25 protein-coding genes and 1 tRNA gene are annotated in these 23,111 nt (G+C 73.4%); 10 read left to right on the forward strand and 16 right to left on the reverse strand.

What is annotated here, in order from left to right:
* Positions 1 to 5 precede the first annotated feature (5 nt).
* Positions 6 to 752, forward strand: coding sequence for an SAM-dependent methyltransferase (locus GA0070611_RS14930; protein WP_091664500.1), 747 nt, complete (start codon positions 6 to 8; stop codon positions 750 to 752).
* Positions 753 to 864: 112 nt separating this feature from the next.
* On the forward strand, positions 865 to 1,446 hold the full coding sequence (locus GA0070611_RS14935; protein WP_157740321.1) for a hypothetical protein: 582 nt from the start codon (positions 865 to 867) through the stop codon (positions 1,444 to 1,446).
* 212 nt (positions 1,447 to 1,658) lie between these two features.
* On the opposite strand, the gene GA0070611_RS14940 is transcribed toward GA0070611_RS14935, so the two are convergent.
* Complete coding sequence (locus GA0070611_RS14940; protein WP_197675714.1) at positions 1,659 to 2,636, reverse strand: sigma-70 family RNA polymerase sigma factor; 978 nt, start codon at positions 2,634 to 2,636, stop codon at positions 1,659 to 1,661.
* A 122-nt stretch (positions 2,637 to 2,758) separates the two neighbouring features.
* On the opposite strand from GA0070611_RS14940, the gene GA0070611_RS14945 reads away from it, so the two are divergent.
* Positions 2,759 to 3,340, forward strand: a complete 582-nt coding sequence (locus tag GA0070611_RS14945) for a dihydrofolate reductase family protein (protein ID WP_091664505.1) — start codon at positions 2,759 to 2,761, stop codon at positions 3,338 to 3,340.
* Between the two features lie 92 nt (positions 3,341 to 3,432).
* Positions 3,433 to 3,837 (forward strand): Imm32 family immunity protein, encoded by a 405-nt coding sequence (locus GA0070611_RS14950; RefSeq protein ID WP_231921125.1) that lies wholly within the window; start codon positions 3,433 to 3,435, stop codon positions 3,835 to 3,837.
* Between the two features lie 45 nt (positions 3,838 to 3,882).
* Here the strand turns inward: GA0070611_RS14950 and GA0070611_RS14955 are convergent, their stop codons facing one another.
* The gene (locus tag GA0070611_RS14955) at positions 3,883 to 4,182 is read right to left on the reverse strand and encodes a hypothetical protein (protein WP_157740322.1); all 300 of its coding nucleotides are present in this window, start codon (positions 4,180 to 4,182) and stop codon (positions 3,883 to 3,885) included.
* 25 nt (positions 4,183 to 4,207) lie between these two features.
* On the opposite strand from GA0070611_RS14955, the gene GA0070611_RS14960 reads away from it, so the two are divergent.
* Positions 4,208 to 4,699, forward strand: coding sequence for a hypothetical protein (locus GA0070611_RS14960; protein ID WP_091664513.1), 492 nt, complete (start codon positions 4,208 to 4,210; stop codon positions 4,697 to 4,699).
* A 20-nt stretch (positions 4,700 to 4,719) separates the two neighbouring features.
* Here GA0070611_RS14960 and GA0070611_RS14965 read toward each other — a convergent pair whose 3' ends face one another.
* The 9 genes from GA0070611_RS14965 to GA0070611_RS15010 all read right to left on the reverse strand — a co-directional run bounded on the left by GA0070611_RS14965 (position 4,720) and on the right by GA0070611_RS15010 (position 11,535).
* The gene (locus GA0070611_RS14965; RefSeq protein WP_091664515.1) at positions 4,720 to 5,070 is read right to left on the reverse strand and encodes a hypothetical protein; all 351 of its coding nucleotides are present in this window, start codon (positions 5,068 to 5,070) and stop codon (positions 4,720 to 4,722) included.
* A gap of 228 nt (positions 5,071 to 5,298) precedes the next feature.
* On the reverse strand, positions 5,299 to 5,583 hold the full coding sequence (locus GA0070611_RS14970; RefSeq protein WP_091664518.1) for a hypothetical protein: 285 nt from the start codon (positions 5,581 to 5,583) through the stop codon (positions 5,299 to 5,301).
* A gap of 177 nt (positions 5,584 to 5,760) precedes the next feature.
* Positions 5,761 to 5,835: transfer RNA gene (locus GA0070611_RS14975), tRNA-Val, on the reverse strand.
* 81 nt (positions 5,836 to 5,916) lie between these two features.
* Positions 5,917 to 6,384 (reverse strand): peroxiredoxin, encoded by a 468-nt coding sequence (locus tag GA0070611_RS14980; protein ID WP_091664520.1) that lies wholly within the window; start codon positions 6,382 to 6,384, stop codon positions 5,917 to 5,919.
* A gap of 77 nt (positions 6,385 to 6,461) precedes the next feature.
* On the reverse strand, positions 6,462 to 6,899 hold the full coding sequence (locus GA0070611_RS14985) for a DUF3052 domain-containing protein (protein ID WP_091664523.1): 438 nt from the start codon (positions 6,897 to 6,899) through the stop codon (positions 6,462 to 6,464).
* A 112-nt stretch (positions 6,900 to 7,011) separates the two neighbouring features.
* A complete protein-coding gene (locus tag GA0070611_RS14990; protein WP_456238055.1) occupies positions 7,012 to 9,249 on the reverse strand; it encodes a transketolase C-terminal domain-containing protein in 2,238 nt (745 codons plus the stop codon).
* Between the two features lie 867 nt (positions 9,250 to 10,116).
* Positions 10,117 to 10,578 (reverse strand): MarR family winged helix-turn-helix transcriptional regulator, encoded by a 462-nt coding sequence (locus GA0070611_RS15000; RefSeq protein WP_091664526.1) that lies wholly within the window; start codon positions 10,576 to 10,578, stop codon positions 10,117 to 10,119.
* Between the two features lie 169 nt (positions 10,579 to 10,747).
* The gene (locus GA0070611_RS15005; protein WP_197675715.1) at positions 10,748 to 11,152 is read right to left on the reverse strand and encodes a YjbQ family protein; all 405 of its coding nucleotides are present in this window, start codon (positions 11,150 to 11,152) and stop codon (positions 10,748 to 10,750) included.
* Positions 11,153 to 11,175: 23 nt separating this feature from the next.
* The gene (locus tag GA0070611_RS15010; protein WP_091664531.1) at positions 11,176 to 11,535 is read right to left on the reverse strand and encodes a hypothetical protein; all 360 of its coding nucleotides are present in this window, start codon (positions 11,533 to 11,535) and stop codon (positions 11,176 to 11,178) included.
* 181 nt (positions 11,536 to 11,716) lie between these two features.
* Here GA0070611_RS15010 and aceE point away from each other — a divergent pair, with 181 nt between their 5' ends.
* Entirely contained in the window at positions 11,717 to 14,461 is a 2,745-nt protein-coding gene (aceE, locus tag GA0070611_RS15015; RefSeq protein ID WP_091664534.1) for a pyruvate dehydrogenase (acetyl-transferring), homodimeric type, read from the forward strand.
* Between the two features lie 173 nt (positions 14,462 to 14,634).
* Here the strand turns inward: aceE and GA0070611_RS15020 are convergent, their stop codons facing one another.
* Positions 14,635 to 15,081 carry an SRPBCC family protein gene (locus GA0070611_RS15020; protein ID WP_091664536.1) on the reverse strand — a complete coding sequence of 149 codons (447 nt, stop codon included), beginning with the start codon at positions 15,079 to 15,081 and terminating at the stop codon, positions 14,635 to 14,637.
* A 188-nt stretch (positions 15,082 to 15,269) separates the two neighbouring features.
* Between GA0070611_RS15020 and GA0070611_RS15025 the strand changes: the two genes are divergently transcribed.
* From GA0070611_RS15025 to gltX, 3 genes are read left to right on the forward strand one after another with little or no spacing between them, the layout of a single operon-like run.
* Entirely contained in the window at positions 15,270 to 16,598 is a 1,329-nt protein-coding gene (locus tag GA0070611_RS15025; protein WP_091664538.1) for a GH1 family beta-glucosidase, read from the forward strand.
* A complete protein-coding gene (locus tag GA0070611_RS15030) occupies positions 16,595 to 17,872 on the forward strand; it encodes an MFS transporter (RefSeq protein WP_091664540.1) in 1,278 nt (425 codons plus the stop codon). Before GA0070611_RS15025 ends, GA0070611_RS15030 begins: the two co-directional genes overlap by 4 nt.
* A 48-nt stretch (positions 17,873 to 17,920) precedes the next feature.
* Positions 17,921 to 19,330, forward strand: coding sequence for a glutamate--tRNA ligase (gltX, locus tag GA0070611_RS15035; protein WP_091664543.1), 1,410 nt, complete (start codon positions 17,921 to 17,923; stop codon positions 19,328 to 19,330).
* A gap of 284 nt (positions 19,331 to 19,614) precedes the next feature.
* On the opposite strand, the gene GA0070611_RS15040 is transcribed toward gltX, so the two are convergent.
* Entirely contained in the window at positions 19,615 to 20,178 is a 564-nt protein-coding gene (locus GA0070611_RS15040; protein ID WP_231921127.1) for a copper resistance CopC family protein, read from the reverse strand.
* 246 nt (positions 20,179 to 20,424) lie between these two features.
* On the opposite strand from GA0070611_RS15040, the gene GA0070611_RS15045 reads away from it, so the two are divergent.
* Entirely contained in the window at positions 20,425 to 21,087 is a 663-nt protein-coding gene (locus tag GA0070611_RS15045) for a hypothetical protein (protein WP_091664548.1), read from the forward strand.
* A gap of 52 nt (positions 21,088 to 21,139) precedes the next feature.
* Here the strand turns inward: GA0070611_RS15045 and GA0070611_RS15050 are convergent, their stop codons facing one another.
* The 3 genes from GA0070611_RS15050 to pyrE all read right to left on the reverse strand — a co-directional run bounded on the left by GA0070611_RS15050 (position 21,140) and on the right by pyrE (position 23,102).
* On the reverse strand, positions 21,140 to 22,066 hold the full coding sequence (locus GA0070611_RS15050; RefSeq protein WP_091672952.1) for an NADP-dependent oxidoreductase: 927 nt from the start codon (positions 22,064 to 22,066) through the stop codon (positions 21,140 to 21,142).
* A 36-nt stretch (positions 22,067 to 22,102) separates the two neighbouring features.
* Positions 22,103 to 22,438, reverse strand: coding sequence for a hypothetical protein (locus tag GA0070611_RS15055; protein ID WP_091664560.1), 336 nt, complete (start codon positions 22,436 to 22,438; stop codon positions 22,103 to 22,105).
* A 124-nt stretch (positions 22,439 to 22,562) separates the two neighbouring features.
* A complete protein-coding gene (gene pyrE, locus GA0070611_RS15060) occupies positions 22,563 to 23,102 on the reverse strand; it encodes an orotate phosphoribosyltransferase (RefSeq protein WP_231921128.1) in 540 nt (179 codons plus the stop codon).
* Positions 23,103 to 23,111: the final 9 nt, after the last annotated feature.

The following is a 23,111-nucleotide window of genomic DNA, read 5'->3' on the forward strand; positions in this document are numbered from 1 at the left end:
CAGAAGTGGATCTGCCCCGTAACTTCGTCATCCGCGAGCGCGACCACCGCATCCACAACCCCTTCACCGCCGAGAAGTTCGCCATCCTCGGGCGGGCCGTCCGGCTCCGGCCGGGCACGTCGGTGCTCGACCTGGCCTGCGGCAGCGGCGAGATGCTCTGCACCTGGAGCCGGGACCACGGCGTCACCGGCACCGGCGTCGACATCAGCACCTTCTTCGTCGACCAGGCCCGGGCCCGCGCGGCCGAACTCGGCGTCGCCGAACGGCTGGCCTTCGTGCACGGCGACGCCGCCGGCCACGTCGCGCCGGAGCCGGTCGACGTGGCGTCCTGCATCGGCGCCACCTGGATCGGCGACGGCGTCGACGGCACCCTGGCCCTGCTGGAACGCAGCCTGCGCCCCGGCGGCCTGCTGCTCGTCGGCGAGCCGTTCTGGCGGGTGGACCCGCCCGACCAGGCGACCGTCGAGGGCTGCCACGCCTCCGCCAAGGAGGACTACGACGACCTGCCCGCCCTGGTCTCCCGCTTCGGGCGGCTGGGGTGGGACCTGGTCGAGATGGTGCTGGCCGACGAGGACAGCTGGGACCGGTACGTCGCCGCCCAGTGGTTCACCGTGCGGGCCTGGCTGGACGAGAACCCGGACGACGACCTGGCCGGCGAGTTCCGGGCCGAGCTGGACCGGGCACCGCTGGACTACGTGCGCCACCTGCGGCCGTACCTGGGCTGGGGGGTGTTCGCGCTGAAGCGGCGCTGACCGGATCGCGGAGGGTCCCGCCCGACGGGGCCCTCCGCGGTGCCCCCGGCCGCGCCGGCGCTCCGGATACCCTGTGGCGATCCCGACCCCGCCGGTCCCCCGGGAGGCCTCCGTGCGACCCGTCGTCGCGGCCGCCGCGCTGATCCTGATGCTGGCGGCCTGCACTCCCGGCAATCCGGCTCCCGCCACCAGCAGCGCTGCCGCGACCGCCGAACCGACCACCCCGGTCAGGTACGAGGCGCTCCTGTTCCTCGGGCCGGCGCAGCCGCAGGGCCCGTGGCGGGTGTACGTCACCTCGGGTCACGACGGCGTCGTACGGCAGGGGGGCGACCTTCCCCGGTACCTGGCGTTGTCCTACCCGCGGGACACCTCGGTCTTCGTGACCGGGCGCACCGGGCCGTGCCGCGGGCGCTCCTGCGGTCCCCCGACCGGCGACTACGACGCGTGCCGGGAGTTGGCGGCCACGTTGGGCCGCACCGCCCGCCACCCCGCACACGGCACCCGCTGCTGCAACTGCGGCCCCCGGTACCGGCCGACGCTGGCGGAACTGCTCCGCCCGCCGTTGCTCACCTGCTCCATCGAGATCAACGGAAGCACGGTCGTGCAGCACACCGGGGTCGCCCCCGAGTGCCGTTACCGCGTGCCCGGCAGGCCCGAACCCGCTCCCGGTGAGACGACCGGCGGCCCGGAATGACGTGCCCCCTGCCGCTGTCGACGGGATCGAGGGCTCAGTCTCCGTCGCCCACGTCCTCCTGCCGCTCGTCCCCGGTGTCGAAGAACGCCGTCAGGTACGCGTCGGGCGGGAGGTCGCTGTCCCGCATCAGCGAGTAGACCTCCGCGCGTCGTGCACCGCCCCGTCCCGCCGCCCGGTGCGGCCCCGCCCGATCATGCCCACCGGCATCCCGGTCAGCGACCGGATTCCAGGGTCGGGTCGAGCGCGAAGGCCGCGAACACCCGCGGATCCTGGAACACCACGTTGTGCGCGATGCCCCGCCCGGTCACGGTCAGCACCTGGAGCGTGTGCAGGCGCAGCGGACCGGCACCGTCCGGGCAGTAGGCCGCCAGCGCGGGTTGACCGTTCGCGCCGGTCGGCACCATCCGCCAGCCCGTACCGCGCAGCGCGAACACCCGGGCGATGAACCGGCCGTAGTCGGCCCGGCCGGCGTACCAGAGCGGGACCGGCGGCATCTCCAGCACCGCGTCCTCGGTGAGCAGGGTGACGAGGGTGTCCACGTCGGCCGCCTCGAACGCGCGGACGTAGCGCTCCACGGTCGCCCGGACCGTCCGGTCGTCGGGCCCGCGCAGCCCGTCCGGCGGCGGTACCGCCCCGGCGAGCGCGGCCCGCGCCCGCCGGAGGGTGCTGTTGACCGCCGCCGCCGACGTGCCGAGCTGCGCGGCGACCTCCGCCGCGCTGAACCGGAGCACGTCGCGCAGCAGCAGCACGGCCCGTTGCCCGGGCGTCAGCAGCTGCATCGCCGCGACCAGGGCCAGCCGTACGCCGTCCCGCTCGGCCGCCCGCACCAACGGATCCGTCTCGGCACCGGCCAGGTACCGCGCGGGCAGCGGCTGCAACCACGGCACCGCGAGATCGGGTACGAGCGGGGCGTACGGGTCGTCGCTCGGCGCACCGAGGCCGGCGGGCAGCGGTCGACGGGCCCGCCCCTCCAGCGCGGTGAGACACGCGTTGGTGGCGATCCGGTAGAGCCAGGTACGCAGCGAGGCCCGTTGTTCGTCGTAACGGTCGCGGGCCTTCCAGGCACGCAGCAGCGTCTCCTGGGTCACGTCCTCGGCCTCGTCCACCGCGCCCAGCATCCGGTAGCAGTGCACCACCAGCTCCCGTCGGAACGGGGCGACCGCTGTCTCGAAGTCCGCACCGATCGCCACGCCCGCTCCACCGCCCCGCCCTGTGCCACGAATTCCGCCGACCGCGACGACTTCACCGCCGACCGCCGGTAGGTACTGCCGACCCCACCCGCACGGGCCGGCCGGCCCGGGAAGGACAGCAGATGAACCGCGTGATCGTCATCCAGTTCAGCACACTCGACGGCGTCGTCGAGGACCCCGACGGATCGGCCGGTACGCCGGACGGCGGCTGGGCGTTCCGGCACGGCCCCGAGGCGGTGGCCGGGGACAAGTTCCGGCTCGGCACCCGGCTCGACACGGGCGGGCTGCTCCTCGGTCGGCGTACCTGGCAGCTCTTCGCCCGGCTGTGGCCCGGCCGCTCCGACGAGTTCTCGGCGAAGATGAACGCCGCGCCGAAGTGGGTGGCCTCGCGCACCCTGACCGACGTCGACGCCTGGCCGCACTCCGCGCTCCTGCGGGGTGAGCTGACGGCGGAGGTACGGCGGCTACGGCGCGAGCGGGACGTCATCGTCATCGGCAGCACCGCCATCGTGCACACGCTGATCGGGCACGATGTGGTCGACGAGTACCGCCTGCTGGTCTTCCCGACGGTGCTCGGCGGCGGTCGGCGACTGTTCCCGGACGGGGTCGGGGTCGGCGATCTCCGGCTGGCCTCGGTCGAGCGGAGCGGCGCCGCCGCGCTGCTGTGCCACGAGCGGGTCGGGCGGCAGGCCGGCGACGGCTAGCCGACCGCTTGTCCCGCACCGGGCGGTGGCGGATCATGGGCAGGCGCCCGGGCCCTCCGGGGCCCGGACACAAAGCTCGACCCGAGGAGACGGTGACACCCGTGCAGGTCCTGCTCGATCCGGCGTCCGGCGAGGTCGACCTCTCGGGAACCGCCGACGACTACCACGCCCTCGCCGCCCTGCTCACGGCCGGCGGCGGGACCCTGCCCGCGGAGCCGGACGCCGTCGACGCCTTCGGTCGCACCGCCCTGTCCCGGATCCAGGTGTCGACCGCACCCGACCGCCCGGTGCTGATCTCGGTGGACGCGGACGGCGTCCTGCGGATCTCCGGCGCCGCGGCGTCACGGGCCGTCCTGGCCTCGAACGTCGCAGCGATGGCCGCCGCCGAGGACGGCGGCCACCTGCACGTCGAACACTTCCCGGACCATCCCTACCTGGCGGAGGGATCGGCCAGCCTGATCATCAACAGCCCGCACGGCGGCATGCCGCTCCGGTAGCCCGGCCCGTGCCGGGAGCCGGAGGCCCCGGTCGCCGGCGGCGCCCTACGCCTCCAGCACCAGCACCGTCATCTCCAGCAGCCGCCGGCAGTAGGCGGCCTCGTCACCCGACAGCTCCGGTATCACCCGCTCCAGCTCCCGTTCGCAGCCCGCGAGGACGTCCCACCACCGGTCACCGAGTTCGCCGCCGTGGTCCAGCCAGGAGCCGACGCAGCCCGCGACGGTCGAATCGAGCAGCACCAGGTGTACGCCCGCCACCTCGACGGCCCGCAACCGGCCGGGAAAGGCGGCGTCCATGTGCGCCTTCATGAGCCGCGAAACGGCCGCCAGCCGATCGTCTTTCACACCGGCGACAGTAGTCTCGTGGCTGATGACACGAAGCTTCAGTGATCGGGCCACGTTCGCGGTGGAGATCGGCGAGGTCGAGCCGTCGCAACTGCGCGTCGTCGACCTGTGGGCGGCCGGCAGGCGGCTGACCATCGAGGACAACTCGGCCTTCCTCCCGTACTTCATTCCCGTCCTGCGGTCGAGCGCTGCCCGGGTACGCCGACGCGACGTCGCGGGTTGTCCCTTCCCTGGCCGTACGCCGGAGGAGGTGTTCCGGCTGCTCCACGCGGACGAGACGGAGTTCCGGGAACAGTTCTGGTTCCTGCGGTGGGGGGAGACCGTCGACAACGTCTCGGCGTACGCCTACCTCGACGAGGATCTGGTGATCGTCTTCGCGTTCCGGCGGGAGGATCATCCCGAGTCGGCGGACCTGGGCCGGGTGTTCGTCGCCCGGATACCACCGGACGAGTTCGTGACCACCGTGGAGCAGGCAGCCCACCTGCTGGAGGCCGAGTCGGCCCGGCGAGCGACTTGAGTGCGCCCCGCGGCGACCGGTCACAGCCACCCGGTGCCGGCTTCGGTGATGCGGGCGACCCACACGTCATGGGTACGGGTCCGTGACCAGATGTCGACGCGTCCGCCATCGCCGCCGAGGTCGACCACCTCGGCCCCGTGCTCCCACCGGGCCGGCCAGGAATCGAAGCGGCGCACCGCGGTCAGGCCGTGGGCCGCCAGGGCGGCCAGCGCCGGTCCGAGGAGGGCAGCCACCTGCGCTGTCGTCGGCGGCTCGCCGGCCACGCAGGCGAGGAAGGCGTCCGCGATCTCCCCGAGCGGCAGTGGCAGGTCCCCTTCCAGTGGGCTGAGTACGAGGTACTCGGCGTCGGTCAGCCCGTTCGGATCAGCCATGCTGAGGATCGTCCTCCATCGGGTCGGCGCCCCGGACCACGCCGACCGCGTACGCGCCCGTCGACCGTCCCGTGTGGACGAACCCGGTGCCGTGCTCGCGAGTCTGGGCTTGCGCTACTCGATCGAACTGTGGAGCGGGAACGGAGCACTTCTGCTGCGAGAACTGGCCGGATGACCCGTTCGCACAGGCAGAGCGGCCCGTGTCAGCGCTCGCTCTCGTTCCGAGATCTAGTCGTGGACCGGGGCGTACTCAGGTGCGATCTCGGGGACGTTCGGGTACCGGATGCTGCCCTCGGTCTCCCACCAACGGCTCGTATATTCACTCGGGTTCTTGTATTCGAATATGGCCGCCAGGCCCAGCAGGGAAACCGGATTGTCCGCCCAGAAGTCCCAGCCACCCCGCTGGGCACAAAAGATGTCACGTTCTCTGTCGTACCAGATTGAGAATCCCTTTCGCTCCAGGACCGCGATCGCTGTCGTGTAGACATTCACGTGTTCGCTCAGCGCTGGCATCCCGCCTCCTCCTGGAGCGTCTCTCGGCCCGCACCGCCCAGCGGACCCTGGACGACCGGGTGACCGGGGTGGCGGGTCGGCGAGGCGCACCGTGCAGGGCAGGCGATCGGCCTGCCCACAACTCCTGCACGGCAGGTCGCCGCCTGGCTCGCGGAGTGAACTTCTGCTGGTGGTGTGTGGTGGGCGCGGCAGGTTTCGAACCTGCGACCCCTCGCTTGTAAGGCGAGTGCTCTCCCGCTGAGCTACGCGCCCGGGACGCCGTACGGCGGGCCGGAGTTGGCAAGCTTACCTGCCGGCCTCCGACCCGGTCGAACGGTGTGCCTGGGGGTGGGATCAGGCGGCGACGGCCTCGGCCAGCGCCTTGCGCCAGCCCTGCTGGTCGCGGGCCTCACCGGGCATGTTCATCTCGGCGAACCGGACCACGCCGGCCTTGTCGATCACGAACGTGCCGCGGTTGGCGATGCCCGCGACGTCGTTGAAGACGCCGTACGCCTGGGCGACCGCGCCGTGCGGCCAGAAGTCGGCCAGCAGCGGGAACTGGTAGCCCTCCCGGTCGGCCCAGATCTTGTGGGCGTAGACCGAGTCGACGCTGACGGTGAGCACCTGGACGTCGTCGTTGACGTACTCGTTGAGGTTGTCCCGCACCTCGCAGAGCTCACCCTGGCAGATGCCGGTGAAGGCGAGCGGGTAGAACACCAGCAGCACACTGCGGCTGCCGCGGAAGTCGGAGAGCCGGACCTCCTGGTTGTTCTGGTCCTTCAGGACGAAGTCCGGCGCCTCGGCGCCAACCTCGATGGGCATGCGTACTCCTCGGGTCGGGTCTGGAGATGATCAGCCTGCCACACCCGGCGGCGTCGGCCGCCGGGTGTGGGCGGCCGTTACTTCTTGCCCTTCGACCCGCGCCGCAGCACGAGGCGGGCGCCGCTCCAGTCGCGGCCCGCGTTGATCGTGGAGGTCTGCTGCAGACCGGCGGTCTGCGCGCTCTCCGCGACCTCGCTGGGCTCGACGTGGCCGTCCCGGCCGGCCTTGGGCGTCAGGAGCCAGACCACGCCGGCGTCGGCGAGCGGCCCGAGGGCGTCGACGAGGAGCTCGAAGAGGTCACCGTCGCCGTCGCGGTACCAGACGAGAACTGCGTCGACCACCTCGTCGGTGTCCTCGTCGACCAGATCTCCACAGCGGTCGGTCAGGGCGTCCCGGAGATCCTGGTCGACGTCCTCGTCGTACCCCATCTCCATGACGACCATCCCCGGTTCGATCCCGAACCGGTCCGCCAGGCTGCGTACCCCGTCGGCGGCCTGACCAGCGGTCGCGCTCACTGTCGCGTGCCTCCTCATCTCATCCCTGCTCGCGGCGTCGCGGCGACGCCGTCGGGCCAAGTCCACACAGTTGTGGCTCCCCGCGCAAGTGGCGCACCGGGTGGAACGGAATTTACCGTGCCAGCAGCGTACGGGCACCCTGGGTAATGGCTTCCTCGGAGACCAGAACCTGACCCGCCGCCGGACCCAATGGTACAAACGAGTCAAGTCCGGCAACGCGCCGCGCTGCTCCGACGTAGCCGGCGTCCACCAGCGCGGCGATCACCCCCTCGCCCACCCCGCCCGAGCGGCGGGTCTCGTCGACGACCAGCACCCGCCCGGTGGCCGAGGCCTCCCGGATGATGTCCGCCACCGGCAGCGGCGCGATCCAGCGCAGGTCCACCACCCGGCTGCCGATCCCCTCGTCGGCGAGGGTGGCCGCCGCCCGCAGCGACATCCGTACCCCGTTGCCGAAGGTGACGATGGTGACGTCCTCGGCCGAACCGACCCCGTACACCCGGGCCCGGCCGACCGGGACGTGCGCGGCGGCCCACCCGCCCGGCTCGGCGTACCCGGCCGCCCACTCGCCGTCACCCTCCGTGTAGAGGTCGCGGGTGTGGTAGAGCGCGACCGGCTCCACGAAGACCGACACCGTGCCGTCCACCGCCGCGGCGGCCAGGCAGCTGCGCAGCAGCGGCGCGGCGTCGTCGGGTCGCGCCGGCACCGCGATCACCAGACCCGGCACGTCCCGCAGCACCGCCAGCGAGTTGTCGTTGTGGAAGTGGCCACCGAACCCCTCCTGGTACGCCAGCCCGGCGACCCGGACCACCATCGGGTTGCGGAACGCGCCGTGCGAGAAGAAGCGCATGGTGGCCGCCTCGCCCCGCAACTGGTCCTCGGCGTTGTGCAGGTACGCCAGGTACTGGATCTCCGGCACCGGCAGCATCCCGGCCAGCCCGGCGCCCAGCCCGAGACCGAGGATCGAGGTCTCGTCGAGCAGCGTGTCGAAGACCCGGGCCGGGCCGAACCGGTCCCGCAGCCCCTTCGTCACCCCGTACACGCCGCCCTTCGCGGCGACGTCCTCGCCGAAGACCGCCATCCCCGGGTGGTCCAGCATCCCGTCGGTGAGCGCCGCGTTGATGCTCTGCGCCAGCGTCAGCGGACCGGCCAGCTCCGGCAGCCGGCCACCGAACGCCTCGGCGCGGGCACCCGCGCCCGGGCCGGCCGCCCGGACGCCCGCCTCGGCGACCGCCCGGGAGACCCGCACCGGCCGCCGCGGCGACAGCTCCGCGACGACCTCGGCGGGTGACGACAGCTTCGGCTCGTCGAGCACCTCCTCGGCGATCCGGCGGATCTGCCAGCCGCGCTCGTCGTAGCGGGCCAGCAGTTCCGCGCCGTCGGCGAAGCCGCCCTCGACCAGGGCCCGCGCGGTGGCCAGCAGCGGGTCCCGCTCGGCGTCCGCGGCCAGCTCACCCGGGCTGCGGTACGCGGTCTCCGCGTCCGCCCCGGCGTGCCCCATCAGCCGGACGGTGGCCAGGTGCAGTACGGCGGGACGCCGGTGCCGGCGCACCCAGGCCGCCGCCTCGACCGCCACCCGGTACGCCTCGACCGGGTCGGCGCCGTCGGCGGCGAAGTAGCGGATGCCCGGCTTGGCGCGCAGGGTCGCCTCGACCCAGCCCCGGGGCGAGCGGACGCTGATGCCGAGCCCGTTGTCCTCGCAGACGAACAGCACCGGGATGCGCAGGCCGGTGTGGTCGTACCAGCCGGCGGTGTTGAACGCGGCCGTGGCGGTGGCGTGGTTGACCGAGGCGTCGCCGAACGAGCAGACCACGATGGCGTCGGCCGGCCAGGCGCCGCCGATCCCGGTGCCGCTCCCGTTCGCAGTGCCGGTCCCGGTGACGCCGGTCGCGTCGGCACCGGCCGGGGCGGGGTCGGCAACGTCGGCGCCGGTGCGCCGCCCGCCGCCGGTCCGGCGCAACCGCTCCAGGGCGAGGCCGAGACCGACCGCCCGGGGCAGGTGCGAGGCGATCGTGGAGGTGGTCGGGATGACCGCCAGGTCGGCCCGGCCGAACACCTTGTGCCGGCCCCCGGCGATCGGCTCCCGCGCCGAGGCGACCACCCCGCGCAGCACGTCCCGCGCCGCCTCGGCGTACGCGTCGACCGGATCGGACGGGGGCAGGGGCGGCGGGTCCACCGTCGCCTCACCGGCCGCGTCGACCACCACGGCGGCACCGACCGGCAGGCTCGCCACCCCGTCGTCCGTGGCGTCGGCGAACCGCTCCCCGGACGACGGCGCGCCCCCGACGACCGTCCCGGTCCCCGCGCCACGGTCCTCCACCGGGACGTCTCCGGCAGCGCGGGGTCCGGGGATGCGGCTGCTTGCACCGGCGGCGTCGGGCCCGGTCCGGCCCGGGTCGTCCCCGGCGCCGGTCGACCCGGCATCGCCCCACCCGCCGGCCGCCGCGCCGCCGGCACCGGCTCCCGGGCCGTCAGCGTCGGCGGGCACGCCGTCGACGTCGGCTCCGGCGAGGTACGACCGGGCGTCGGCCTGCCGCACGTCGGTCCCGGCCGCATCGAGAAGGTCGGTCCCGCCGGCGTGGTGGGCGGCGGGCCCGCCCGCCGTGACGTGGGTGCCGACGGGGTGGGAGCCGTCGGTTCCGGCGCGGTCCGAGCCGTCGCGCCCGCCGGGGCCCGGGGCGGCGTCGGTCCCGATGAGCCCCGCGGCGTCGGTCCCGGCCAGGTCCGCGGCGTCGGCCGCGGTGAGGTCCGGGGCGGCGTCGGCCGCGGTGAGGTCCGGGGCGGCGTCGGCCGCGGTGAGGTCCGGGGCCGCGGCCGGGAAGCCGCCCGCCGCCTGGGCGGCCCGCAGGCAGTAGAAGGCACCGGAGCGGTAGTGCAGCAGGGCCGGATCGGTGGGCCGCAGCGCGGCGGCCACCACCGCGTTGCTCTCGTGCCCCGCCGAGCCGATGGTGTAGTAGCCCTCGCCGAAGCTGCGCAGCCAGCGGGCGGCGAGATCCAGCAGCCGGCTGGTCAGCTGCGCGTCGAAGAGGGCCAGCGCCTGCGCGCCGGTCAACGGCGCGCCGGCGGAGAGCGGCTCGCCCAGGTCACGCCGCTGGGCGGGGACACGGAGCTCGCCCAGGGCCGCCCGGAACCGGTCGTCGAGATCTTGCGGGGTCACGTCGGACAGCATTACCGACGAACGCCCGGGTCGCCCACTCGGACACGTTCCGCCCGGCCCGGATCAGTCCGGCCCGCACCGCTCCGGGCAGCCCCCGTCGGACACCTTCCAGGCCAGCTCGCGCAGCGTGGCCAACTCCTCGGTCCGCAGCCCGTCCAGGAGTCGGGAGTCCGACATGACCAGGCGTACGCGCTCGCGGACCCGCCGGCCGTCGGCGGTGACCACGAGCGCCTTCTGCCGCCGGTCGGCCGGGTCGGTCCGCCGCTCCACCAGCCCGGCCTGTTCCAGCTTGTCGACCAGGGCGGTGACGTTGGACCGGTCGCAGCGCAGCCGCTCGGCCAGGTCCCGCGCCGGCAGCGGCCGGTCCGGGTCCAGCTCGTCCAGGGCCCGGGCGGTGGCCGGGGTGAGGCCCAGCCCGGCGACCTCGACGTCCTGGTGGTGCCGCAGGGCCGCGGCGATGTGCATGATCCGGCGCACGGTGTCACCGGCCAGGGCGGAGCGGTCCGGGTCGGTGGGGGGCGCCATGGCGCAACTCTACGTACGCGCCCACGGTCGCGTCCCGTCGTCACAGCTGGCCGCAGAACCGGGTGCCCCCGTCCCCTCGCCGCGCTGATTCACGGAAAGAGTGGTTGTCCCGCGTCGGATAACCACTCTTTCCGTGAATCAGGGGCCAGGCGGCCCGGCGAGACGGGGGTCAGGCGGCGAGGAAGGAGAAGCGGACCTGGCGGGTGGGGTTGTCGCCGTTGGTGTCGACGAGGCAGATCGACTGCCAGGTGCCGAGCTGGAGCCGACCGCCCAGCACCGGCAGCGTCGCGTACGGCGGGACGAAGGCGGGCAGCACGTGGTCGCGGCCGTGACCCGGTGAGCCGTGCCGGTGCCGCCACCGGTCGTCGGTGGGGAGCAGGTCGTCGATCGCCCGCAGCAGGTCGTCGTCGGAGCCCGCGCCGGTCTCGATGATCGCCAGGCCGGCGGTGGCGTGCGGCACGAAGACGTGCAGCAGGCCGTCGCCCTCGCCGGCGAGGAACCGCTCGGCCTCGGCCGTGATGTCCTGGACGGTCGGCCGGGAACCGGTCCGGACGGTGATCACCTCACTGCGCATACCCGGCATTCTGCCGCAGCCGCTCAGCACCCGCCCCCGCCGCCGTCACCACCACCACCGCCGCCGCTGTCCCCGCCGCTGCCGCAGTCGCCGCCGTAGGAGGGCATGTCACCGCCGTAGGCGTTGGGGTGCGGCGGCGTGTACGGAAAGGCGGTGGCCGGGCCGGCGCCGGACCGGTAGCCCGGGGGGAACCGACGCCGGTCCCGCAGGGTGGTCAGACCCACCACCATCAGCAGGACGCCGACGCCGACGCCGAGCAACGGGTCCGGCCCCCGGTCGGGGGTACGGGCGATCTCCCGCGCCAGGATCACGCCGGACACCGTCACCACCAGCAGGCCCAGCGCGGTCAGCCCACCGCCCAGCAGACCCGGTCGTCGCCACATGCCGGCAGGGTAGTGCGACGGGTCCAGCCGCGCCCGCCCGCGGTGCCCCGTGGTCGCACAAAGTTACTGGTGGGTACCTGTGTTGAGCGTCGCGTCTGGGGGAGCCAGACGTGACGACGAGCGCCACGAGGGGGCAGGATGGCGCTAGAGACCTATCCCACACGAAACCGAGGGAACGCCTGTGGCTACGGAACGCAAGCGCCCGGTGATCACCGCTGGTCTGCCGAGCCAGCTTCCGGACATCGACCCTGAAGAGACCAGCGAATGGGTCGAGTCGCTCGACGGTGTCATCGACGAGCGCGGGACCAAGCGCGCCCGGTACGTCATGCTGCGCCTGCTGGAGCGGGCCCGCGAGCGCCAGGTCGGGGTGCCGTCCCTGACCACCACCGACTACATCAACACCATCCCGCCGGAGCGCGAGCCGTGGTTCCCGGGTGACGAGCACATCGAGCGGCGGCTGCGGGCCTACATCCGGTGGAACGCCGCCATGCTGGTGCACCGGGCCCAGCGCCCGGAGATCGGCGTGGGCGGCCACATCTCCACCTTCGCCAGCTCCGCCTCGCTCTACGAGGTGGGCTTCAACCACTTCTTCCGGGGCAAGAACCACCCGGGCGGCGGCGACCACATCTACTACCAGGGCCACGCCTCCCCCGGCATGTACGCGCGGGCCTTCCTCGAGGGCCGGCTCAGCGCCGACCAGCTCGACGGCTTCCGGCAGGAGCTCTCCCACCCGGGCGGCGGCCTGCCGTCGTACCCGCACCCGCGGCTGATGCCGGACTTCTGGGAGTTCCCCACCGTCTCGATGGGCCTCGGCCCGCTGAACGCGATCTACCAGGCCCGGTTCAACCGGTACCTGCACCACCGCGGCATCAAGGACACCTCCCAGCAGCACGTCTGGGCGTTCCTCGGCGACGGTGAGATGGACGAGGTCGAGTCGCTCGGCGCGATCGGCGTGGCCGCCCGCGAGGAGCTGGACAACCTCACCTTCGTGATCAACTGCAACCTGCAGCGCCTGGACGGTCCGGTCCGCGGCAACGGCAAGGTCATGCAGGAGCTGGAGGCCTTCTTCCGGGGCGCCGGCTGGAACGTGATCAAGGTGGTCTGGGGCCGGGAGTGGGACCCGCTGCTCGCGGCGGACACCGACGGCGCGCTGGTCAACCTGATGAACACCACCCCCGACGGCGACTACCAGACCTACAAGGCGGAGTCCGGCTCGTACGTGCGGGAGCACTTCTTCGGTCGTGACCCGCGGACCCGCAAGATGGTCGAGCACCTCTCCGACGACGAGATCTGGAACCTCAAGCGGGGCGGGCACGACTACCGCAAGCTCTACGCGGCGTACAAGGCGGCGATGGAGCACACCGGTCAGCCGACGGTGATCCTCGCCAAGACCATCAAGGGCTGGACGCTGGGCTCGCACTTCGAGGCCCGTAACGCCACCCACCAGATGAAGAAGCTGACGCTGGAGGACCTGAAGCTCTTCCGCGACCGGCTCTACCTGGACATCCCGGACAAGCAGCTGGAGGAGAACCCGTACCTCCCGCCGTACTACACCCCGGGTGAGAAGTCCGACGAGCTGGAGTACCTGCGGGAGCGGCGGAACCAGCTGGGCGGCTACCTGCCGTCGCGGCGGACCGACCACAAGACGCTGCAGATCCCGGGCACCGAGCGGTTCTCCGACGTCAAGCGCGGTTCGGGCAAGCAGAAGGTGGCCACCACGATGGCCTTCGTCCGCCTGCTCAAGGACATCATGAAGGACAAGGAGTTCGGCAAGCGCTGGGTGCCGATCATCCCGGACGAGGCCCGTACCTTCGGCATGGACTCGCTCTTCCCGACCCAGAAGATCTACTCGCCGCACGGCCAGCGGTACACCTCGGTCGACCGGGAGCTGTTCCTGTCGTACAAGGAGGCGACCACCGGCCAGATCCTGCACGAGGGGATCAACGAGGCGGGCTCGGTGGCCTCGTTCACCGCGGCCGGCACCGCGTACGCCACCCACGGCGAGCCGATGATCCCGCTGTACATCTTCTACTCGATGTTCGGCTTCCAGCGCACCGGCGACGGGTTCTGGGCCGCGGCGGACCAGATGGCGCGCGGCTTCGTGCTCGGCGCGACCGCCGGCCGGACCACGCTCAACGGTGAGGGCCTCCAGCACGAGGACGGCCACTCGCTGCTGCTGGCCGCCACCAACCCGGCGGTGGTCGCGTACGACGCGGCGTTCGCCTACGAGCTGGCGCACATCGTGGAGAACGGCCTGCACCGGATGTACGGCGAGGGGCAGGAGAACATCTTCTACTACCTCACCGTCTACAACGAGCCGATCTTCCAGCCCGCGCAGCCGGAGGGGGTGGACGTCGAGGGCCTGCTCAAGGGCATCTACCGCTACTCCCCCGCGCCGCAGGTGGGCGGGGACGCGCCGAAGGCCAACATCCTGGCCTCCGGCACCGGCATGCAGTGGGCGCTCAAGGCGCAGCAGCTGCTGGCCGAGGACTGGGGGGTGGCCGCCGACGTCTGGTCGGTGACCTCCTGGACCGAGCTGCGCCGGGACGCGGTGGAGTGCGAGGAGCACAACCTGCTCAACCCGGGCACCGAGCAGCGGGTGCCGTACATCCAGCAGAAGCTGGCCGACGCCGACGGGCCGAAGGTCGCGGTGAGCGACTGGATGCGCGCGGTGCCGGACCTGATCGCCCGCTGGGTGCCCGGCGACTACACGTCGCTCGGCACCGACGGTTTCGGCATGTCGGACACCCGGCACGCGCTGCGCCGGCACTTCCACGTCGACGCTGAGTCGGTGGCGGTCGCGACGCTGCGTCAGCTCGCCCTGCGCGGCGCGGTACCGGCCCAGGTGCCGGCCGAGGCGGCCCGCAAGTACGTGCTGGACGACGTCAACGCCGCCCCGGTGGGCGAGACCGGCGGCGACAGCTGACCCGTTCGGGTACGACACGAGGGGCCCGGCGCAGTCGCGCCGGGCCCCTCCGTCGTTCCGCCCCGACCACGGGTGGCGGGCGGCGGGTCGGAGCTGGAGTCGACGATGGTCCGGCGTCCCTGGCGGGGACGCCGGACCATCGTCATCGCGGGCGACGCCGGGACCGGCTCCGGTCAGCCGACGGCGGCCAGATCGGTCAGCCGGGCCAGCGAGTCCTCCAGGTCGGCACCCACCCGACGCAGGCCGAGGCGGAGCAGGGCGGCCTTGACCGGCCCGGCGGGCCACCGCACGACGATGAGTCGCACGATCGTCCCGCCCTCCTCCTCGTCCGGGGTCAGCTGTACGTAGATCTCGGTGCGCGCCTCGGACCGGGCACCGGCGCCCTTGGCCCGTTCGCGCCACCCGATCAGGGTCGGCTCCTGGTAGGCGATCACCTCGGCCTCGTGCGCCGCGCCGCGCCCGGCCTGGACCAGTTGTCGCCGGCCGAAGCCCTCCCCGGAGAGGACCTCGGCCGCGCGGACCCCCGCCAGCCAGGCCGGCAACTGCTCGGCCCGCTGCACGACGTCCCAGACCGCTTCCACCGGCGCCACCACGTGCGCACTGCGTTCCACGAGGATCATTTCCGTCTTTCCCCCACTAAGGACACATCCGCGATATTCCGCACTGTATGCGGTAAATCGGACTTACCCGGACGGGTTCGGAAAAGACACGCCGAAGGCCCTTGCGCGGAGCCCGGCAGCAGGCCTATGGACCAGCGCCGTTCCGCGCCCTAGAGTCGCGAGCACGCTTCGCGTTTCTGGGAGGGCGAATGACGACCGCGCCGATGCCCGAGTTCCCCGCCGGCTTCCGGTGGGGGGTGTCCACCTCCGCGTACCAGATCGAGGGGGCGGCCACCGCCGACGGCCGGGGTCCGTCCATCTGGGACACCTTCGCCCACGAACCGGGCCGGATCGTCGACGGCAGCACCGGCGACGAGGCCTGCGACCACTACCACCGGTACGCCGAGGACGTCGCCCTGCTGGCCGGGCTCGGCGTCGACGCGTACCGGTTCTCGATCGCCTGGCCCCGGGTGCAGCCCACCGGCACCGGTCGGGCCAATCCGGCCGGGCTGGACTTCTACGACCGGCTGGTGGACACGCTGCTCGCCCACGGCGTCGACCCGGTCGCCACGCTCTTCCACTGGGACCTGCCGCAGGCGCTCCAGGACGCGGGCGGCTGGCTCAACCGGGACACCGCCGACCGCTTCGCCGAGTACGCCGACCTGGTCGCCGCCCGGCTCGGCGACCGGGTGAAGCTCTGGATCACGCTGAACGAGCCGTTCATCCACATGAGCCTCGGCCACGGGACGGGCGTGCACGCCCCCGGCCGGATGCTGCTCTTCGACGCCTTCCCGGTGGCCCACCACCAACTCCTCGGGCACGGCCTCGCGGTCTCCGCGTTGCGCGCCCGCAGCAGCAGCCCGGTCGCGATCGCCAACAACTACTCCCCGGTGCGGCTGGCCGGCGGCACCGACGCCGACCGGGCCGCCGGGGCGGCGTACGACGCCCTGCACAACCGGCTCTTCACCGATCCGCTGCTCGGTCTCGGGTACCCGGAGGAACTCGGCGTCGACCCGGGCCTGGTCCGGGACGGGGACCTGGCGGTCGTCGCCGCGCCGGTCGACGTGCTCGGGGTGAACTACTACAACCCGACCGGCATCCGGGCCGCCGAGGAGGGCTCGCCGCTGCCGTTCGAGATCGTGCCGCTGGACGGCTACCCGCGTACCGCCTTCGACTGGCCGGTGGCCCCGGACGGGCTGCGCGAACTGCTGGTCGGGCTGCGCGACCGGTACGGCGACGCGCTGCCCCCGATCCAGGTGACCGAGAGCGGCTGCGCGTACGACGACGTGCCGGACGCCGACGGTCGGGTCGACGACCCGGAGCGGATCGGGTACCTCGACGGGCACGTCCGGGCGGTCCGCGAGGCGATCGACGACGGCGTCGACGTGACCGGGTACTTCGTCTGGTCGCTGCTGGACAACTGGGAGTGGGCCGAGGGGTTCACCAAACGGTTCGGCCTGGTGCACGTCGACTACGCCACCCAGCGGCGTACCCCCAAGGCGTCGTACGCCTGGTTCCGGGATCTGGTGCGGCGGTGACCACGGTGGACCCGACGCCGGCCGCGCTGCCGGCGGCGCTCGCCGAACCGACCGTGCCGGTCCGGCGGAGCTGGATCGCGCTGATCTTCGCGGCCAACCTGGGCGTCTGGATGGCCTTCTTCACCCCGATCCAGGTGCTGCTGCCGCAGCAGATCGAGCGGATCGCGCCGGGCGACAAGGAGGCGATGCTGGCGGTCGTCACGGGCCTCGGGGCGCTCGCCGCGGTGCTGGCCAACCCGCTGGCCGGCGCGCTGTCGGACCGGACCTCGCCCCGGCTGGCGAAGCGGCACCTGGGCCGCCGGCACGTGTGGACCGCGTCCGGGGCGGTCATCGGCGCACTGGCCCTGGTGCTGCTCGCCCGGCAGGACACCATCGCGGGCGTCGCGCTCGGCTGGGTCGCCGCCCAGGTCTGCTTCAACGCGATGCTGGCCAGCCTCACCGCCGCCATCCCGGACCGGGTGCCGGTGGCCCAGCGCGGCGGCGTCTCCGGCTGGGTGGGCATCCCCCAGGCGCTCGGCCTGGTGGTCGGCGCGGTGCTGGTCACCGCCGTGGTCACCGGCAACGCCGCCGGGTACGCCGCGATCGCGCTGGCGGTGCTGCTGCTGTCGCTGCCGTTCGCGCTGCTCACCCAGGACGATCCGCTGCCCCGGGAGCACCGGCCCACGCTGCGGCTGCGCGACCTGCTCGGCTCGATGTGGATCAGCCCGCGCCGGCACCCCGACTTCGCCTGGGCCTGGTTCACCCGGTTCCTGGTCCAGCTCGGTAACGCCCTCGGCACGCTCTACCTGCTGTACTTCCTCACCGACGGGGTGCGGGTGGCCGACCCCGAGGGCGGCCTGCTGGTGCTGATCCTGCTCTACACGCTGGGCATGGTGCTGACCGCCGTGCTGGCCGGGCGGCTCTCCGACCGCTCCGGCCGGCGCAAGGTCTACGTGATCGTCTCCGGGCTGATCATGGCGGTGGCCGCGCTGCTGCTCGCGGTCGCGCCGGTCTGGCCGATGGCGGTGGTCGCGGCGCTGCTGCTCGGCGCCGGCTACGGCGTCTACCTGGCGGTGGACGCCGCGTTGATCACGCAGGTGCTGCCGACCGCCACCGACCGGGCCAAGGACCTCGGGGTGATCAACATCGCCAACTCGGCGCCCCAGGTGCTCGGCCCGGCGCTCTCCGCCCCGATCGTGGTCCACCTGGGCGGCTATCCCACCCTGTACGCGGCCACCGCGGTGGTCACCGTGGTCGGCAGCGCCCTGGTCCTGAAGATCCGCTCGGTGCCCTGACCCGCCCCCTCGCGGAATCGGCTGGCCGCCGCCCGTAGGCTGGGGGACGTGACGGTACGTGTACGCTTCGCCCCCTCCCCGACCGGTATGTTCCACGTCGGCGGTGCCCGCTCGGCCCTGCAGAACTGGATCTACGCCAAGCAGCAGGGCGGGGTGTTCGTGCTCCGCATCGAGGACACCGACGCGGCCCGCAACAAGCCCGAGTGGACCGAGGGCATCCTCTCCGCGCTCGACTGGATCGGCATCGCCCGGGGCAGCTACGAGGGCCCGTACTTCCAGTCGTCGTACGCGGGCGAGCACCGCGCCGCCGCCCAGCGGCTGTACGACGGCGGCCGGGCGTACTACTGCGACTGCACCCGCGAGGACGTGCAGGCCCGCACCGGCTCGCAGTACCAGGGCTACGACGGCTTCTGCCGGGACCGCGGGCTCGGCCCGGGCGAGGGGCGGGCGCTGCGCTTCCGCACCCCGGACGAGGGCGCGACCGTGGTGGTCGACCTGATCCGTGGCGAGCCGACCTTCGAGAACAAGCTGATCGAGGACTTCGTCATCGCCCGTGGTGACGGCTCCCCGGTGTTCCTGCTGGCCAACGTGGTCGACGACATGACCATGGGGATCACCCACGTGATCCGGGCCGAGGAGCACCTGCCCAACACCCCGAAGCAGCAGCTGCTCTGGGACGCGCTCGGGGTGAAGCCGCCGATCTGGGCGCACGTGCCCGTGGTGGTCAACGAGAAGCGGCAGAAGCTGTCCAAGCGGCGCGACAAGGTCGCCCTGGAGGCGTACAAGGACGAGGGCTACCTCGCCGACGCGATGCGCAACTACCTGATGCTGCTCGGCTGGGCGCCGTCGGGCGACCGGGAGATCGTGCCCTGGTCGGTGATCGAGGAGGAGTTCCGGCTGGCCGAGGTGAACCCGTCCCCGGCGTTCTTCGACGAGAAGAAGCTGCGCGCGTTCAACGGCGAGTACATCCGCGCGCTGCCGGTCGAGGAGTTCGTCGCGGCCTGCCAGCCGTGGCTCACCGGCACGGAGACCATCGCCCCGCCGCCGTGGCAGCCCGAGGAGTTCGACCCGGCCGCGTTCGCCGCGGTGGCGCCGCTGGCGCAGACCCGGATCGCGGTACTCAGCGAGATCGTGCCGAACGTCGACTTCCTCTTCCTGGCCGACCCACTGATCGACGAGGCGGCCTGGGCGAAGGCGATGAAGGAGGGCGCGGCGGACCTGCTGGACGCGGCGATCGCCGCGTTCGGGGCGCTGGAGTCCTGGGACGCCGAGTCGCTGAAGTCCACCCTGGAGGCGGTGGGCGCGGAGCGCGGGCTGAAGCTGGGCAAGGCCCAGGCCCCGGTCCGGGTCGCCGTCACCGGCCGTACCGTCGGGCTGCCGCTCTTCGAGTCCCTGGAGGTGCTCGGCCGTGAGCGCACGCTGACCCGGCTGCGCGCCGCCCGGGTGCGCCTGGTCTGAGGACGCGTACGCGGGGCCCGCCGGTCGTCCGGCGGGCCCCGCGTCGTACGGCGGTCGTCGGCGGGCGCCTGCACGACGGGCGGTCGGCGCGTCGGGACGAGCCGGTTGCCGGCGACGGCCGGCGTCCTCGCGTCCCGGCCACCTGACCCTCGCCCTCCTTTGCTCTGCTTCAACCCACGCGACGCTCAGGGTCGCTGAGTGTTGCGCCCGCTGAAGCAGAGCAAAGGCACCCGGGAGCTGGGTGGTCCGGTCGGCACGCGGCCCGGCCGCCCCCAGGGGCGGGCTCAGGCCCGGCGACGCCGGAGCAGCAGCACCCCGCCGAGCGCGCCGAGCACGACCACCGCGCCGACGAGCCACCACCGTCCCGTACCCCCGTCGTCCTGCGCCCGGGCGGCGGCGGGTGTCGGGCTCAAGCCGGCGCTCGGCGGGGCGACCGGGGTGCTCGGCGCGGCCGAGGTCGGGGCGGCGGAAGCGGTCGGTGCTCCGGTGGTCAGGGTGAAGCGGAGTTCGCCCTTCACCTGGTGTCCGTCGGTCGAGGAAACCTGGTAGGCGACGATGTAGACGCCGGCTGGCCCGGCGGTGAACGGCACGCTCACCCGGCTGCCGGCGAAGGTCGGCGCGCCCACCCCGGCCGGCACGTTGTCCGGCCCGGTGACTGTGATCTTCGTCGTATCGGGGGCCGGGCGGGCCAGGAAGCGGAGTTCGATCCGCTTCGGCGCGGTCGCCAGCCGGGCCCCGTCCTTCGGATCACTGCCGGTCAACGAGTTGTGCGCGGCGGCCGGGGCGGCCGGCAGGAGCACCGACACTCCGAGCGCCACACCGAGAACCACCGACCAGGTACGCGCCACGCGAGCGAGCGTGCCCCCCATGAACCCCTCCGTCCGGGTACGATCCGGCCGCTGATCATCGGCCACACCAGTTGGTCGGTCCCAGATCGCAGATAGTTCCAAATACTCTTCCAGCAGCTGCAACCGAGCGACGTTCTGCGGAGTCTTTGAGGTGGGCACCCGAAGTTCGGGCACGGCCACCACCGTCGGCCGATCCAGCGTGACCTGCAGGAAGCCATCCATCGAAACGGGGCGGGGAGGCGGCGTATGGTCCGTAAGGTGAGGCGGCTGCTGGCAGCCGTGGCCGGGGTGGTGATCGCGAGCGCGTGCTCGCTCGCCCTGGCCGGCCCGACCGCCGCCCAGGCGGCACCCAGGCCGAAGCTGGCGCCCGCCGGGGTGGACATCACCGGCGACCGGCTCACGCAGCCGCTCCAGCTGCGCGCCGACTCCCACCCGACCGAGGTGAACGCCGTCCTCGACCAGGTGAAGTGGCTCGGCCAGACCGGGCAGCAACGCGGCCCGGAGGCGAAGGACCTGGGCCCGAAGTACACGGTCGTGGTGCTCAACGCGGGCTCGCCGGCGAAGACCTACGACCTCTACCCGCTCGCCAAGGGCGGACCCCGGGTCTACCGGCCGGCCAAGCAGCCGGACCTGAGCAAGACCCGGGCCGGCTGGTTCTACGGCCGGCTCAACATGTCCGAGACGCTGCGCGGGGCCGGGGTCCCGCTCGACGCACGCTCCGACACGATCAGCGGCGGCATCGGCGGTGGGGAGCGGGTCGTTCCCGAGCAGCCGCTGGACCCCGCGCAGGGCATCGGGGACGCGCTGGACGAGTTGCAGCGGCTGCTGCTGCTCAACGTCGGCGTGATGGTGCTGATCACCGGCGGGCTCGCCGGGATCGCGCTGCTGGTGCGTCGCCGCACCCGCTGAACCACCCGGACTCCCCGGCCGCCGGCCCCACCACGGGCCGGTGCCGGGGAGTTCACACCTCCAGCACCACCTTGCCCCGGACGTGCCCCGCCTCGACCAGACGCTGCGCCTCGGCGGCCTCGGCCAGCGGGAAGGTCCGCGCCACGTGCACGGTCAGCCGGCCGGCGTCGACCAGGCCGGCCAGTGCGGTCAGGTCGGCGGTGGACGGCTTGACGAAGACGTAGCTGCCGCCGAGCCGGGTCACGTGCTCCGGGTCGGCGGTGGAGAGCAGCCGGGCCGGTCGGGCCAGCAGCTCGGCCGAGACGTCCAGCGCCGCGCCGCCGAACAGGTCCAGCGCCACGTCCACCCCGTCGGGCGCGACCGCGCGGATCCGGTCCAGCAGGCCGTCGCCGTAGCTCACCGGCTCCGCGCCCAGCGACCGGACGAAGTCGTGGTTCGCCTCGCTCGCGGTGCCGATCACCCGGTCCGCGCCGAGCGCCCGGGCCACCTGCACCGCCAGGTGCCCCACCCCGCCGGCCGCACCGTGCACCAGCACGGTGTCCCCGCCGCCGGTACGGGCCAGCTGCAACGCCTGGTACGCGGTCAGCCCGGCCAGCGGCAGGCCACCCGCCTCGGCCCAGGACGCCTGCGCCGGCTTGTCGGCCAGGCAGCGTTCGGGGGCGGGCACCAGCTCCGCGTACGTGCCGTGCTGCACGTCGTCGCGGCGGACGTACCCGATCACCTCGTCGCCGACGGCGAACCCGGTCACCGCCGGGCCGACCGCCTCCACCACGCCGGCCGCGTCCCAGCCGGGCACCAGCGGGAAGTGGGTCGGCAGGGCGGCGGCGAGATGGCCCTCGCGGACCTTCCAGTCGACCGGGTTCACCCCGGCGGCGCGGACCCGCACCAGGACCGTGTCCGGGCCGACCGGTGGCGTGGGCAGCTCGCGCAGGGTGAGCCGGTCGGCAGGGCCGTACGCGTCGATCGCGATCGCCTTCACGCTGTTCACGCTAGCCGCCGGAGGGCGGTCGCGGGGTCAGCACCAGCGGCGCGGTGGCCTTTCCCGGCGGATCGTCCGGCTCCGGGGCCGGACCGCGCCGTGCCGGTGGCCGCCCGCCCAGCCCGGCAGGTCGCTCCGGCAGCCCTGCTGCGGGTCGTCGGCGGGCCCGGCCGGCAGGACCGGCTCGGCGGCCCGCTGCCGGGGCGCGGGCGGATCCTCGTCGGCCCGCTCGGGCAGCCGCCCGGCGGCCGGCTCGGCCGGATGGGTCAGCCCCGTCCGGCGCGGGTGCTTGGCGGACGCCGGCTGCTCGTGGTGGCCCAGCCGGCAGGGCTCGCCCTGGGCGCAGCCGTGTTCGGCCTCCCCGTGCGCCATCCCGGTCTCCTCACGTTCGCCATCGCCCGTCGGGCGGATCGCCCCGACGTGCCCTGACACCGTACTCACCGGGCCCGACGGGGCGGACGGCGCGTACCGGGTCGGCGGTCGCCGGGCGGCCCGCTCAGCGGGCGGCGTCGAGGTCGGCGCGGGTGAGCAGGGCGCGCAGCGCGATGCCGTGCCCGGCGAGCGCCTCCGTCCCGCCCTCGCCGCGGTCGATGACGCAGATCGCCTGCTCGACGATCGCGCCCAGCTCCCGGAGCTGACCGGTGGAGATCACCACCTGGCCGCCGGAGGTCACCACGTCCTCGACGACCAGCACCCGCCGGCCGGCGACGTCCGCGCCCTCGGCCAGCCGCGCGGTCCCGTACGCCTTCGCGGTCTTGCGGACGAACGCGCAGGGCAGCCCGACGTGCCGGGCCAGCGCGGTCACCACCGGAATGCCGCCCATCTCCAGGCCGGCCAGCACCTCGGTGCCGGGCGGCACCAGTTCGGCCAGGCCGGCGGCGACCCGGTCCAGCAGCACCGGGTCGGCCTCGAACCGGTACTTGTCGAAGTACTCGTCGGCGATCCGGCCGGAGCGGAGCACGAAGCGTCCGGTGAGGCGGCAGGTGGCGTCGATGTCGCGGGCCAGCGCGGCGCGGGCGGTCGAGGCGTCGGTCACGGGACAGCA

The organism is Micromonospora auratinigra (assembly GCF_900089595.1).
In the GTDB taxonomy this organism is placed as follows: Bacteria; Actinomycetota; Actinomycetes; order Mycobacteriales; family Micromonosporaceae; genus Micromonospora; species Micromonospora auratinigra.